This window comes from Akkermansia sp. N21116, assembly GCF_029854705.2.
Lineage (GTDB): Bacteria > Verrucomicrobiota > Verrucomicrobiia > Verrucomicrobiales > Akkermansiaceae > Akkermansia.
Window position 1 is genome coordinate 2,588,107 of record NZ_CP139035.1, and the last position, 15,143, is coordinate 2,603,249.

The following is a 15,143-nucleotide window of genomic DNA, read 5'->3' on the forward strand; positions in this document are numbered from 1 at the left end:
TGTATTCATAGATGGTACTGAATGAATACGATTCCTCGCTTCATCCTCCATACAACGCTTTGCCTGAGTCTCCTTGCCCTTCCCTTGCTCCACGGAGAGGAAGCCCCCTCTCTACCGGCAGTCAACCAACTTGGGTTCCATGTCTTCAAGTATTTCTCACAACAGCAGAAAGAATCCTACAAATCGTTCACGTTCTCACCTTTGAATATGGTCTCCTCTCTGGAACTCATCAAGGGATTGTCTCCGGAGTCCTCCCGACAACAAATTGAAACGATACTGGGAAGCGGTAAAAATTACGATACCCTTACCCAATGCCTTCCCCGGCAAAATTCACGGTCTCATACAGCGACAACGAATTTTTTCCTCTTCATCAACAACAAGTTCAAAATGCCGAAAGGCTATCCCTATACGAAACTTGCCGTCCGAAAGGATTTCACGCATGGAGACAAGCTCGTTGAGGAAATAAATCAATGGGTTCAGTATAAATCGGAAGGCGGTTTTACTTCATCGTTCACCCCGGAACAAATACATCCTCAATTGCGTTTCATCCTCACAAGTATCCTTGATGTTCGCCTGACGTGGGAATTCCCCTTCTATCGCAATAAAACTAAAAATTCAAAATTCTATATTGCACCCGGACATTCCCTAATCGTCCCCATGATGAAACACGATTTACTTCCCTGTGCCCATGGGAAGGAAGAAGGATATTCCTTTGTATCCATTCCCTGCAAACCCAATCCGGATGGTCATCAGATTGCCATGACTTGCATTATGCCGACGACCCGTCAGTCACTCCAGGATTTCATTGCCCGGCTCACTCAGGAACAGCTGAAGAAGATCCTGGCAACTCCGAAGTCAGATCAGAATATACAAGCTTACATTGTCCTGTACTTACCCCGTTTCGGTAACAAATCGAAAGCGATGGATATGATCAGTCCAGTGTCAAGCTTTCCGGCCTTGGAGGGATGTTTCACCACATTGCCCGAAGAAAGAGGCATCTGGAAACAGAGCTGTATCATCCGTGTCAGTGAAGAGGGAGTAAGGGCTCGCGCCATAGATGAATCGACGGATCCATTCGGAGGCGGAACGCAAACCTATATCTTTAACCGTCCCTTCATGTGGGTCATCCATGATACGACGGAACCGCTCATGCTCTTCATGGGCGTATTTTCCCCTCAACCGACAAAGAATTAAGTTCCAAGCCACCTCCGGCCGGGAACAGGTAGAAAAGAAAAGCTTACGGTTCCGAAACCCGGTAAGGTTCATCACCATACTGCCGCCACCAGTCCCGAACCTGGTCAACTGAAATTCGGGGGGATTCAGATGTCCCGAAACGACGGCGCACATAGGTCATCACGGCAGCAGCTTCTTCCGGGGAGGAGATTCCGGGGGGCAGCATGGTAGTATCCCACGTTTTTCCGGCCACCGGGATTTTTCCCGTAACGCCATTGCGAACGATGCGCGCCATGATCGACGGTTCTTTCGCGATCCATTCGGATTGTTCAAGCGGCGGGTAATTAACACCGTCGCCTCGTCCATCGGCACCATGGCAAAGAGTACACTTCGTCGAGTAAAGCTGTTTACCTTTTTGCATCACGAGGACATCGAGGGCTTGTTCCTTCCGGCTGGTATCAATTGCAGGAAGATTGCGTGCGTAGGAGGCCTCGACAAAGGGACGGGCATGAAGTTCAGCATCAGGCACAACCTGGGCAATGCCTTGCAACATCTCCGCCCGCGTCACGTTTCCGCGTTTCAAAGTACGCAGGTAGGCAACAAGATGACGGATTTTCTCTCCGGGTACAACGATCGTTCCGGGAGGACTCTGAATAGGCAGAGAATCCGCATGCGATTGTCCGGCTTGTTCCTCCACCACATCGAACCATTCGGCCAGCGAAGGACACAACGAACCGGTACGTCCAAAACGACGGTCGCGCGGGTTATACAGGTGTAGCATCAACCATTCCTCGGGACGGGCGACAGGTTCTCCCTGACCATCCTGATTGGTAAAGCGGACGCGTTGTTCCGCCCAAGCCCCCAACTGGAACAAGTCCGGTCCCAGGCGTACCCAGCCCAAGTGAGGAAGCCCTTCCCCGGCTGGACGAGACCAGTCCTCCGGTTCGCTGACACGGGCAACACCGTCCCCATTCCCGTTCTGGTACACGGATTCCTGAAGATCTTTCCCGTCGGGAAGACGCCGGACAATTTGAGTATGGCAAACGCCACATCCGGATGAAGCATAAAGAGCAGCGCCCTGTCGGTCAGCACCCGGGCGTTTGGAAACCAAGCCTCCACCCCCAGTAACCGGGGAAAGCTTCCCAACAAAGGACATCACAGGCACGACACACCCTGCCGCCAACACAACCGGCAGAACCCATCCGGGCAGCCATCTTCCTCCCCCATTCCTTTCGGAGCAATCCCTCCTTCCCCGGTCACCAGCTGCCGGCTCCATCCCACCGGAAGTTTTCCCCCGGTATGCAAGTCGGACTTCTCCCATGGCAAAAGCCATCCACAAAAGCCAGGCAACGGCATAGCCGGACGAAACGATCACAAGCCCCAGATCCAGCAGCGTCGTCTGCTTGTCCCCTCTCGCGTACTCGCCCGGCAGTAAAGCTGTAGCCGAAAACACAAACACCAGCAAAAACACGACAACACCAATCCCCAGACACCAGCGGGTCCACTTTGCGGAACACCCCGTCATCAAGGGAACAGCTACAGCCAACACAAGCGTCGCATCCACAACGTACCAATTCATCGGCGAAAGTTGGAACACTCCGGCTCCGTCAGGCACTACAATCAGGGCAGCCCCCCACAGGCACAAACTCGCCAGCCAGAAACCCGACAGGCGCCGAGCCCCTCCCCTGCCCCTCATCAGGGCAGTCAGAATCACCACCAGCAAAGCACCTCCCCCCAGCCACACGGATGAACCGGGGGAACTCCATACACCATGCGCAACAGGCATATACCATGATCCGGAATCCCCGGCATACGCCGCCAACAGGAGCATCGGCACCCACACGTGCCAGCCTTGCTCACCGGACCACTTTAAAAACAAGGCACTGCCGCACATCGCAGCTCCAATACACCACGCCTGCTTCAACCACCCGAAAACAACGAATTGACCGTCCGCCCCCGTCACACCGTCCGACAAACTCCAGTATCCCGCCGCCATGCACCCCCATACCAGCCCCAAGGCAACCACACAAGGCACCATGCCTGTTCCGCATTCTCCCTTCCGGACAAGCAGAACAACCTGCAATACCCCAATCACGAGCAACGCGGGCATCACCCACGGAGCAAACGGCATTACGGGAACGCCGCTGCCGGATCCGACAAGAACGCTCAGTGTCCCCAGGGCGACACAAAAAGACCACAAAACAGTCAACAACCGTTCCCCTCCGGACATCGGCCCGCCCACCCCACTTCCGGCCACGGCCCGGGACATCCCCATCAGGCACGACCAGCCAAAACCATACAACATCACCCCTTCCCTCGCCAAAACAAGCAACCCGATATTGGCAATATCACCGCCGGCCAGTCCCGCCAACACATCTACCACGGTGGCTGACTGTGCCATCCCCAGCAAACATGCCACGGCAAGCCAGGCCAGGCAGCATAGCCACCACATGCGTCCTGAAGAATCCTTCCCATTGTCATGCATCACACAAGAACGATCATTCATTGCGCCCCCCCCTTCTCTTCACTCCGGCTCCGGGCCAGTGCCCCCAGCACCATCAATCCGGCAATCATCACGGTTGCCACCCCGGCCAGACAGGCAAACATCCCGTCCGAGGAAGAAATCCCCTCTGCCGGAGCTACCAGCCAACACGCCTCCAATAACGAAAATGCAACAATAAGAACCGACAACGCCCGACAACCCGGAGCACTTCGGCGAACGCCAGGCAACATCAAACAGACAGCCGGTACCAATATCCCTCCCGCCATTGCCCACACACCACATACACTCCATCCATCAGCCAACCTCGGGGCCATCCACCCCTGCTCCGCCGGAAGCTGTGCATACCAGACCAACATATACTGGGAATAGGCAAAATACGCCTTGAACAACAAAGCCGCCAACAACAGGGACGCCATCGCATTGCCGGGACTTCGGCTTATTCCCCCGGCATTCATCCCCGTACGGGACCATGCTCCCTTCCCCACAAAAAGCATGGATGCAGCCAACCCGGCTACGCCTGCATAAGCCACCATATACAGCGGCCCCATGGAAGAAATCCAGCCGGAGGGCAACATCAGAACCCAATCCACCCCCATCAATCCAATCACTACAACCAAAAACGGCAAAGCAATTGCAGCCCCCGTCCTCAACCTCCTCTCGGCTCCCAAAGCAATCGAACCGGTTCCAGCCCGCCGCCACACAAAAGCAAGCCCCGTCAACAATGCAAAGTACGCCAACTGGCGTCCCATGAAAAATGGCACATTCAACCACCAGGACAACTCCGCCAACCGACCCTCTCCTGCCGCCTCCAAGGCCATTCTACGCCAAGGGGAATCCCCTGACAGCCACGCTTCCTTCAACACATCGCGAGCCGTACCTGCCCATGGGAAAAGTACCGGCAGCAAACAAAACACCACGCACAGCATTCCAAGCCACGCCCCCGACCCGGCCAGCCCCAGCCGAGTCCAAACATCCCTTACAGGCACACTCCAACGGGCTCCTGCCACCTGTGCCACGGCAAACCAGAACAAGGCTCCCGCCGACAAGCATACCCCCCACATCCCGACCGACATGAACGCCGCCCCCAACGGTTTTCTCAACCATGCCAGACGAATCCCAGCCAACGAGACATCATCCCACGGCATCGCCACATAACACTGGCGAAACAGCGAGCATAACAAAACAGCAACCCCGACAAAAACGCACAAAACCAGGGAACGGGGAATTCCGCGAAATCGTACCCTTCCGGATTCTGACTTCTTCTCCAACTCACTCATCGTGAAAGTCCTCCTTCCTCATCTTGCACAATCCCATCCGCCTTTGTGCTCCGTCCGTCCCCCCCGTCGGGAAATACGGAAGAGGAAGCGCCGTACAAATACCTTACCCATAGAGCCGCCTGCCACATTTCATCCACCGTCAGCGCTGTCCCGAACGCAGGCATGTTCCCCTGCCCGAACGCCGCACTTGCAAAAATCTTGCCAAGAGGATAACGCTCAAACTTTCGGTCATCAAAAGGCAAAATCGCCGGATACCCCTGATACGAAGCCACCGGTCCCTTCCCCTGACCATCCTCCCCGTGGCAACAGGCACAATGCCGGTCATAAATAATCTTCCCACGCTGCGTCAACTCGCGAACCGGCATCACAGACGTTAACTCGACAGGAACCGTATCCCCAAAACTTCCGGCCCGCTTCCCCGTTTCCAAATACCCTCCGCCGGATCTCGAGAACACAAGCTCCCCCGTCATCCCCGGAGCAGGAATACCGACAGGCTGCACATGAGGAGGTACTGTCATCACCGTCCGTCCCTGCTCCTCAACCCGGCGTTGGGAATCAAGTCGCACCTGTGTCACATGGTTATCAAACAAATAATCCGCAGATCCGTGTCCGGAATCATTCCGGAACACCACCCATCCCGCAACAAGGGCCAAAGCCACAGCCGCAACAATCCAGTCCCTCCTCATCGTCCCTCAGCCTCCCTTCCATCTACACGGTCTCCCCCCGCGCTCTCTTCACCTTCACCGGCATCACGGCACAACACCGTATAGGGCATTCCCTCCGCTTCCAGCAAAGCAGTCACCAGGCTCCGGGAACAACCCGGCACCTGCATCACAAAATCACATCCTTCTTCAGTACGGATAACACCTTCCTCCACCTCCCCGAACATCCCCCGCCTCCGACTCAGAAAACCACCCTCCACCAAAAAACCGAAAACAAGAGCAAGGCCGGCACCCAGCAACATCCCCTCAAAAATCCCCGGTACATACCCCGGCCACATCCCCCATCCCTGGACACGCCCTTGAACCACCAGAGGATCCGCCAGTACCTGCGTCACATACAACCACCCGACCACGACAGCCACACCGATCCCCCCGCCGCACACGCCCCAAACCGACAACCTGCGTCCACGCGTTACTCCGCCATGCCACGCCTCATCCAGACGCACCGCCTCACAAGGATACGGAGCCGACACGGCGATTACATGCATCCCATTCGCGGCAGTCACAGACTTCACCGCCCGGAGCAAGCCATCTTCATCTCCAAAAGCAAAGAAAGTCCCTCCCCCTGATTCCTCAGGTACTTCCCCCGGATTTTTCACCATCGCCCTCTCTGCACCGACATCGCCCCCACCGACAGGCTCCTTCACACCAGACTGCAAATGCGACCTCATTTCACACAGGGAAAAAAACGGAGCCACCTTCATCATCCCCATATACATCGCCACAAAAAGCCCCAGCGCACCCACCGCCATCGCCACATCGACCGAAGTCGGCACATACTGTGAATCCATCGCCTTCCAAAGACCATGTTCCAGAGAACGAACGACAATCAGCCAACGCTCCGACCACATCCCGACCAGCACACAGCATGCCACCGGAACAACTACCCACGGAGAACGACGCCAGCGCTTCACCCAGAACAACTGCGGAACCACCACATTGCACGCCGCCATCATCCAGAACACCGGATCGCCGCACCTCGCCGCCATCATCCCCCACGCATTTCCTCCCGACAACAAAGCCGTCCCTGCCTCCCAGAAATACATCACAGCCATCACCAGGCTCAATCCCAGCACAAACCGCGACGTCATCCCCACCACACGCGGCGTAATATGCCCCCCCACAGCTGCCGGAGACAACTTGCGCACCGTCAGCAAAATCAACTGAACCATCGCCATACCGCTCAAAATCGCACCCGCCACAAAATACGGAGGAAACATCGTCTCATGCCATCCATGCACCTGCGTCACCGCAAAATCAAAACTCACCACCGAATGCACCGACACCACGAGAGGAGTCAACACCACGGCCAGCAGCACACTGCACCGTTCATAAACAGCCCATTGCCTCCCGGAACCGTTCCACCCCAGCGACAGCACACCGTAGAGCCTCCGCCTCCATGGCGACGAACAACGATCCCTCAAGACCGCACAATCGGGCACCAGCCCCATCCCCCAATACAAAACCGACAAGGAAAAATACGTACTCACCGCCAGCACATCCCACACCAGAGGCGACGACAAATCCGGCCACACACCCGACACCTCCGGCAAGGGAGACACCATCCACGCCATCCAGATACGCCCCACATGCACCACCGGGAAAATCGCCGCGCACACCACAGCGCACAAAGTCATCAACTCCGCCCCCCGTGCAATCGGACTCCGCCAATGCTGCCCCGTCAGCAAAAGCACCGCGGAAATCAACGTCCCGGCATGCCCCAGGCCGATCCAAAACACAAAATGCACGATATCCAGCCCCCACGGCACATCATTCGTCACCCCAAGCACCCCGACACCTTCCGCACCGATGCGCCAGGCGCTCCAGCCCAGTCCCCAGACTGCCGCCACCACAGCCAAAGCAAACAAACACCGCCACAAAAGCCCCGTCCGTGCTTCCACCGATGCCACGACGGCCTCGACCATCCGGCGCACGGCCGCATGATCGTTTGTGGGGACAACTGGGTCGTCAGAGTGCTCGTTCATCATCACGGTGACAATAATGAATCAAAGAGTACATGCCACACCTCGCCCGTCAATCAGCAAAAGCCTCCCCCCCGTGCCTCATCTCCGTCATTCCCCTCCAATTCACACACAAACCCAGCCATCAACTCCAGCAGAATCCAAAATTGAAGCCCCTTCCCACCAACCTCAATCTCTCCTCCCCCACTTATCCAAACCTCAAAACAACGTTTTTCATAGGAATATTGTGATAATACATCACATTTTTCATAGATAAAACGTGACAATCACCCACATTTTTCATAGAAATAAAGAGAATCAATCCGTTTTTCCGCCATGAAAAGAAAGTTGTTCGATGATCTCAAACGTTGGAAAACCAAGTCCAGACGCCTTCCTCTGATTCTCACCGGAGCCCGCCAGACCGGCAAAACATGGCTTCTCAAAGAATTTGGGAGGGAGTGCTACCGGAACACCCTCTACGTCAATTTCGAGAATACCCCCAATCTCCAGGAACTCTTCGAAGGGAGCATTGACCCCCAACGTATTCTGGACACCCTATCCATCCTCTACGGGATGAAAATTGATCCGGAAACAACATTGATCATCTTCGACGAAATTCAAGAAATCCCCCGCGCCATCACCTCACTCAAATACTTTGCCGAAAACGCCCCGGAATACTCCATATGCTGCGCCGGTTCATTTCTGGACATAGCCCTGAATCGGGCGACATCCTTCCCTGTGGGGAAAGTGGACTTCCTCAACATGGAACCCCTAGATTTTGAAGAATTCCTCATGGCCATGGGCAAGGAAAACTGGCTGAATTCCCTGCGCCAACAGCCTCAGATAGCTCCCCTTCCCCAAGTCCTGCTGGAGCCTCTCATAGACTACTTGAAGCAATACATGCTCATAGGCGGCATGCCCGCCGCCGTCGACTCCTGGGTGCGGGAAAAAGACATAGCCGAGGTAAATACCATCCTCAACAACATTCTCAACTCCTACGTACAAGATTTCTCCAAACATGCCCCCGCCAGCACAGTCCCGAAAATCCGTATGCTTTGGGACAGCATTCCGATGCAACTGGCACGGGAAAACACAAAATTCATCTACGGAGCCATCCGGCAAGGAGCTCGTGCCCGGGAATATGAAGATGCTTTGCTGTGGTTGAAAGACAGTGGCCTGATCCGCATCGTTCGGCGGCTCACCAAACCGGCATTTCCCCTCAAATTCTACGAAGACCCTAAAGCCTTCAAAATCTTCCTTCTCGACATCGGCCTCCTCAGGATCATGAGTGGTCTTCCCGCCGATATCCTCATTCAGGGCAGTTCCATGTTTGAAGAATTCAAAGGTTCACTGACGGAGCAATACGTTCTCCAGCAACTCTCAACACTTCCCCTGAACAGCCCTCCGGACTACTGGACATCCGGAAACACGGCAGAAGTGGACTTCGTCATCTCGCTGGATAGTCACATCATCCCTCTGGAAGTCAAAGCAGGTGGAAATATCCGTGCCAAAAGCCTGAAAATCTACCGTGATCAATACGCCCCACCTCTTGCCATCAGAACAGCCCTCACCAATCTTCAACACGACGAAGGACTCCTCAACATCCCCCTCCCACTTCTCTGGAACATGCCAGGGTATATAGCCGGACTTACTCCGAACGAGGAAAATTAAACGTCTTCACTTACGGAATCAATATTGGATAAATCTACTGATATTCAGTCATCTATATCGCAGCATCAAGTCATTCCCCTGCACAAAACGATAAGGTCCATCACCCTCCACCTCGCGAAGAGAAGACAAATTCCCCGCATACGTCAACTTGTCGAAATTCAGTACCTCATACGGAAGACTTCCGGACAATCATCCTCACCAGAGCAGCCCCGATAAAACCAGTTCTGCCCGTGCCAAAAGTACGATCCGAACTATTCGTCTCCATAGAAGCTTTCGTAACCTACCGAATTCCCCCACCTCAGCTAAGCCCAAAATAATCTTTACGGGGGATACTACTCAGTAGCAATCACACCTCAATTTAGCACCTAAATATAACAAGAATATGTAAATAAATCAATACAATTTAACTAAAATCATCATTCATAAATTTAGAAGCAGCATTACTTAAAAAATATTTATATTTTGTATATTTTTCATCATTTACAACTTCCCCTGTCACATTTTGGCGTTTAATTACAGAAAGAATATTACCTTGTTCATTAGTAGTTACATAGTTAATAAAATCAATTAAACCATCATATCTTTTTGCATCATACTTTGAGATCATAAGTATAACTGGTATGCCAATACTTAAACATGGCAACGCACAATGTAATCTTGATGTTATAACAAGTTTAGCAGATGAATATCGTTCAAGAAGTTCATTTGCTAAATAAAAGCGATCATTATGTGTTGTCGTATCACTTAGACAAACATTTGTACAAGTTTCAAATTCATCTAAATTATATGCATCTTTAAGATGTTTTTTTAAAAAATCATTTAAACAATTATTTTCAGTAACATCGTAATCACAAACAAGTATTTTAGATTCATCGGAATTATTTTTTTTATACTTGTTGCCTAACGTAAGTGTCATACAAGCAGAAAAATATGCAATTATGCCATAGGATGTAAGAGCCCTGACCGTAAACATATCTCTGCACCCGATGGGTTCATATTTTTTCAAATAAGAAATAATAGATGGAGATATATTTTCAGGATTATCGAGATGATATGATATAAATAATGGAGTAATTTGTTCCGGGATATCATTTATCCCGGAACAACACCACCACCAAGAATTCATAATTAATTTTATAGGTTCATCATTATATGTAGAAATTTCATCCCTTGAAATAAATTTATCTACCTTAGGTAAAAACTGTCGTGTTGCAATTGACTGTATATAATCCCCCAAATTTACTCTCCCCCCCGGATTATAATATGAATCATCACCTCTGTAATCATAAACTAACAATCCATTCTTTATTACACTATAGTCACAATTGATTGGATATTTATTTATATTGAAAACATTAAAACCATTAATATAATCAATAACAAAATCATTATTCAAAGACAAACTATCTAAATCTTTTCTAAATGCGTCACATTTATCATAAATATTTGAAATATTATTTTTATAATTCGATTTATAATACAGCATACTGCGTTTCAATAAACAAATATCACTAGAAAATCCGTCAATTATATTTATATATTTATTAAATCTTACTTTATTTATATGGAAAAATCTAATGCCAAAAATATTATAAACATCAAACACACCATGTTTTTCAACTTTAAAAAAAATCATATCTTACTAAATATTTTTTTTGCAACAACGCGAAATAAATCACAAATACTAATTTTACTTAAATTAATTGCTCTAGATAATAAATATGAATCCAACGAAAGAAAATCATCATCATTAATCCCATACTCCTTTATTTTTTTTCTAAATAAAATTTTCAACGAGTAATCAACAGGATACCAATAGAATTGGCGAATAAAAAATTTAATGAAAAATATTTTATCAATATTACTAAAATTATCATTTATATAATGAAAAATATTATCACAATACGATTCTATAGAAGTTACTGATGGTGTCCTTTTTGATAAGGAAGAACTGCGTTGTCTCCAAAAATAAATAGTATCTGGAATTGCCGTCAATCGATCAGAATTCAAATAGCACTTAAAATAAGGAAAAACATCTTCATACAACACAGATTCATCATAACAAACAATATATTTTAAAAAATATAATCTCCTATATATTCGACACCAAGCACAAACATAAAATAAGCCAAATATTTCATCCATATATTCATCACATGAAAACAATGAATTAAAATGTTTTACATAATTTGGCCAGACATCCTTTTTCCCCGTATCATCAAATGCCTGTAACTGTCCACTTACAACATCTGCATTTAGCTCTTTTGCTCTAGTATACAGCAATTTATAGCAACGTTTATCAATAAAATCATCACTATCGACAAATCCCAAATATTCACCAGATGCGTTTGCAATACCAGTATTACGGGCTGCTCCAAGTCCTTTTCTTACATCGTGATGAATCACCTTAATTCTAGAGTCTTTTGCAGCATACTCCTCGGCAATGACAGCTGAGGAATCCTCCGAGCAATCATTTACAATTATTATCTCAATATCATACAATTCTTGATTAATAATTGAATCAAGACATTCTCTTATATATAACTCAACATTATAGACAGGAACAATAACAGAAATCAAATAATTATTCATACATTTTTCACAGATTCAATAATTAAATTTCGCATATTTTTCTGAAATTCGTCAACAGAATGCACGTTATTAATATAATTCACTGCATCCATTGACATTCTATTATATCTAACAGAATCAGACAATAGATCACGAATAGCATTAACAAATAGTGGGACACTATCAAACCCATCTCCCATTACTGGTCCAATATAATTTCCAAATTTCTGTGTCAAATCTTCAGGATTCTGACAACTAACAAGCAAAGTCCCACAACTTAATGCCTCCAAAAAAGTAATTGGAAGAGCTTCATGAATTGATGTATTAACAAGTATTTTAGACTTGCTTAAATATTTATATTTATCCCCCCCTTCCAAATGTCCAAGAAAATGTAAATTTGGAATAGAACTATACTTATCCATAATATTTTGGTTCTTTTCTTTATCACGAAAGGCTTGACCGACCATATAAAATTTAAGATCCGGAATTAGTTTTGCGATTTCACAAAACAACCATCCTCTTTTGACAGACTCAATTCTACCGACAAAAATAACACTATCCTCTTTTTCTTGCCATACATTATTCGCATCAATTGGATTTGGCATATATTTAATTATCGCATCCTTTGGCAATCTATATAATATTTTCGCTTTATCATTAAGGAAATATCCTTGAGATACAAATGTAACTCGATTGGTATAATACCAATAGCTAACAAGATCATAGATACTAGAATTCCAATAGCATGGTTCAGGAAATATTTGAACTGTTTGAAGTTCCTGCCAATCAGACCAAGGACGAGGATCTTGAATCCAACAAATAAGATGATTTTTGGGATCGTCATCATATTTGAGAATATCAGTTGTCATTTCAATAGATAAATATATATCATAATCTTTTTTAAAGAAAAAGTCTTTTGCTTTTTTACCTGAAGGAAGAATATAAACATTTATTCCATTATCAATAACAAATTTCTTTACTTTTCTAATTTTTTTATTTTCATTCAAAACAACTTCCAATTCTATTTCTTCACATGGAAGATATTTTGCAATTAAATTTCTTGCGAGAAATCCATAACCACCAAACGCAGTCCCTGCAGCTCCAAAAAATTCATCAACAATTAAAGCAACTCTTATTTTCTCTCTGTTTTCAACATTTACTTTAACTCCTAGAATTCTTGTTATTACATTATTATTTTCTCGCTTTCTAGAATAGAATGGTACAAAAAACATTCTCACACGAGAGTTTCTTTTTTCAAACTTGATTCTAAAAGCGGAAAGCCAAATTTTACGAAACTTTTTAGACACATTTTTTCTAATCGATTTCATACAGTGTATAATTCTATGTTTTTTATATTGAAAAACTTCTTTTTTCCAATACGTCTTATTTAAATATTTATAGTACAGAAAATTCAACGAATTAAAATCACCTTCTCTATATTTCCAAGGCTTGTAGTAACTCGTATAATGAATAATGATAGGAGAAAAATCGATACTTGTTTTCTGTGCATTTTCGTTACAAAAATTATATTTTTCCGAAACAATATGAACCTTACCTCTAAATGTTATATTTAATATATCCTGATCTTGAAATTTAATTTTAGATCCAAAATTTGAAATGTTCTTAAAAAACAGACACTCGACATCTTCATTTCTAATTTTTCTTAAATTTAATAACAATACACCAGCATTAATATAAATATCATCATCCTCAAAACCAATTTCTTTTTTGTAATTTATTTTTTTGATGAATAAATCTTCACTGCCGGCGCAATAGAATAAATTTAAATCTATCTTCCAAAGTTCCAATAATGGTCCATTAACAATAATATCACTGTCTAAATATAAAACACGATCAATATCTTCTAATAACGATGCCAAAAAAAGTCTATAATAGGTATGTATGCTTATGTGACTCAACGTAATTGGAAATTCATTAATATTTTTTTCAAATTTTAAATATTCTATTTCGAAATTATTGTAATTACAAAGACTTAAATCAACCATATTTTTCGAACAATCCGTAAGATCGTCCGAAATTACATAAAATTTAAAAAAATTATTTTTATTGTTTTCCAATATTGAAAGAATGCAATTACAACAATGCTTAATATAATCATCGCTTATAGTAAATGCAATATTTATTATTTCCAAATTAGTTTGATTCATTATTTTTACACTTAGATAATAAGTTCATATATTCTATATTTCCGGCTTTCTTCAATGCCTTTTCAGTACCTTTTAATTTTGAAACGTATATATAAAAAAATCTCCTCGCAAAAAGGAAAAAACAATTCTCACAAAATACAGATAGAACAATTATTTTCGTATACTCTGATAAATACATTTTAATCTTATAAAAAGAAATATGTCTATCAAAAAAATATTCTAATGTTCTTTTAAAATATCTATATTCATTCTGTCTAGATGGAATATCCATAAGGAAAAAATGTTCAATAACTCTAGGAAGACCTTCGTGCGCAATATAGTCGATAAGTAAATCAGAATTTTTAAATTTGCTTATGTAATCGCATTCCAATTTTCTTATCATACACTGATCCTTAAAGTTAGAATTTACTTTTTTACTAAAAGAAGATTTGTGACTTCGATAACAATAATAACAATTATTATTAATTCCTATCCTAGAAGCATTCAAAACGCCCATTCTGAAAAATAAATTGTCTTCAAAAAATACACCATTGTGAAATCTTAAATTATTATCTACAATAAATTTTCGTTTCCACACACATGCCCAAACAACAACTGGTAAACGCCATAAAAGATTTTTATGAAGAATAATATCATCAAAATTGAATAATTTATACGGAATATCTTTCGGGAAGAAATAATCATAATCTGTATAATCATATTTTCTCATTATTTTTGAATCATCGTCATATAAATTTGATGAAAACAATAACATATCCAAATTATCATCATCGATTTGATGAATTAAATTACTAAGTGCATCATCACTCAACCAATCATCAGAATCTACAAATAATACATATTTTCCACTTGAATATGACAATCCTACATTTCGAGCAACACTTAACCCTTGATTCTCTTGTGAAACAATAATAATTCTACTATCTCTTAATGCCATATCGTCTAGAATAAAACCTGACAAATCATTAGAGCCATCATTGATACATATTATTTCTAAATTAGGCCAGTTCTGTTTAGTGATGCTATTAATACAATTCTCAATATAATTTTGAGAATTGTATACAGGCACAATAATAGAAACTTTTGGAGTCACATCA

The 15,143-nt window shown here is 45.0% G+C and carries 11 protein-coding genes; 3 read left to right on the top strand and 8 right to left on the bottom strand.

The window, feature by feature from the left end; genetic code table 11:
• Nucleotides 1-21 precede the first annotated feature (21 nt).
• Complete coding sequence (locus QET93_RS09880; protein ID WP_280125935.1) at nt 22-1,194, top strand: serpin family protein; 1,173 nt, start codon at nt 22-24, stop codon at nt 1,192-1,194.
• Nucleotides 1,195-1,237: 43 nt separating this feature from the next.
• On the opposite strand, the gene QET93_RS09885 is transcribed toward QET93_RS09880, so the two are convergent.
• Together QET93_RS09885 and QET93_RS09890 are read right to left on the bottom strand one after the other, a co-directional pair.
• Nucleotides 1,238-3,679 carry a c-type cytochrome gene (locus QET93_RS09885; protein ID WP_280132273.1) on the bottom strand — a complete coding sequence of 814 codons (2,442 nt, stop codon included), beginning with the start codon at nt 3,677-3,679 and terminating at the stop codon, nt 1,238-1,240.
• Nucleotides 3,676-4,224 (bottom strand): hypothetical protein, encoded by a 549-nt coding sequence (locus QET93_RS09890; protein WP_280132274.1) that lies wholly within the window; start codon nt 4,222-4,224, stop codon nt 3,676-3,678. Before QET93_RS09890 ends, QET93_RS09885 begins: the two co-directional genes overlap by 4 nt.
• On the opposite strand from QET93_RS09890, the gene QET93_RS09895 reads away from it, so the two are divergent.
• The gene (locus tag QET93_RS09895) at nt 4,223-4,831 is read left to right on the top strand and encodes a hypothetical protein (protein WP_280132275.1); all 609 of its coding nucleotides are present in this window, start codon (nt 4,223-4,225) and stop codon (nt 4,829-4,831) included. The two genes, QET93_RS09890 and QET93_RS09895, sit on opposite strands and share 2 nt — an antisense overlap.
• A gap of 118 nt (nt 4,832-4,949) precedes the next feature.
• Here QET93_RS09895 and QET93_RS09900 read toward each other — a convergent pair whose 3' ends face one another.
• Together QET93_RS09900 and nrfD are read right to left on the bottom strand one after the other, a co-directional pair.
• Nucleotides 4,950-5,639: a cytochrome c gene (locus QET93_RS09900; RefSeq protein WP_322189966.1), complete on the bottom strand. Its 690-nt coding sequence runs from the start codon at nt 5,637-5,639 to the stop codon at nt 4,950-4,952.
• Nucleotides 5,636-7,663, bottom strand: a complete 2,028-nt coding sequence (nrfD, locus tag QET93_RS09905) for an NrfD/PsrC family molybdoenzyme membrane anchor subunit (protein WP_280132277.1) — start codon at nt 7,661-7,663, stop codon at nt 5,636-5,638. The genes QET93_RS09900 and nrfD overlap by 4 nt, the downstream gene beginning before the upstream one ends.
• Before the next feature lie 309 nt (nt 7,664-7,972).
• Here nrfD and QET93_RS09910 point away from each other — a divergent pair, with 309 nt between their 5' ends.
• Nucleotides 7,973-9,307, top strand: coding sequence for an AAA family ATPase (locus QET93_RS09910; protein ID WP_280132278.1), 1,335 nt, complete (start codon nt 7,973-7,975; stop codon nt 9,305-9,307).
• A 403-nt stretch (nt 9,308-9,710) separates the two neighbouring features.
• Here QET93_RS09910 and QET93_RS09915 read toward each other — a convergent pair whose 3' ends face one another.
• Genes QET93_RS09915 through QET93_RS09930 form a run of 4 tightly spaced genes read right to left on the bottom strand, consistent with a single transcriptional unit; the run spans nt 9,711 to nt 15,139 of the window.
• On the bottom strand, nt 9,711-10,943 hold the full coding sequence (locus tag QET93_RS09915) for a polysaccharide pyruvyl transferase family protein (RefSeq protein ID WP_280132279.1): 1,233 nt from the start codon (nt 10,941-10,943) through the stop codon (nt 9,711-9,713).
• Entirely contained in the window at nt 10,940-11,899 is a 960-nt protein-coding gene (locus tag QET93_RS09920) for a glycosyltransferase family 2 protein (RefSeq protein ID WP_280132280.1), read from the bottom strand. The genes QET93_RS09915 and QET93_RS09920 overlap by 4 nt, the downstream gene beginning before the upstream one ends.
• Entirely contained in the window at nt 11,896-14,046 is a 2,151-nt protein-coding gene (locus tag QET93_RS09925; protein WP_280132281.1) for a glycosyltransferase, read from the bottom strand. The genes QET93_RS09920 and QET93_RS09925 overlap by 4 nt, the downstream gene beginning before the upstream one ends.
• On the bottom strand, nt 14,033-15,139 hold the full coding sequence (locus tag QET93_RS09930; RefSeq protein ID WP_280132282.1) for a glycosyltransferase: 1,107 nt from the start codon (nt 15,137-15,139) through the stop codon (nt 14,033-14,035). The genes QET93_RS09925 and QET93_RS09930 overlap by 14 nt, the downstream gene beginning before the upstream one ends.
• Nucleotides 15,140-15,143 lie beyond the last annotated feature (4 nt).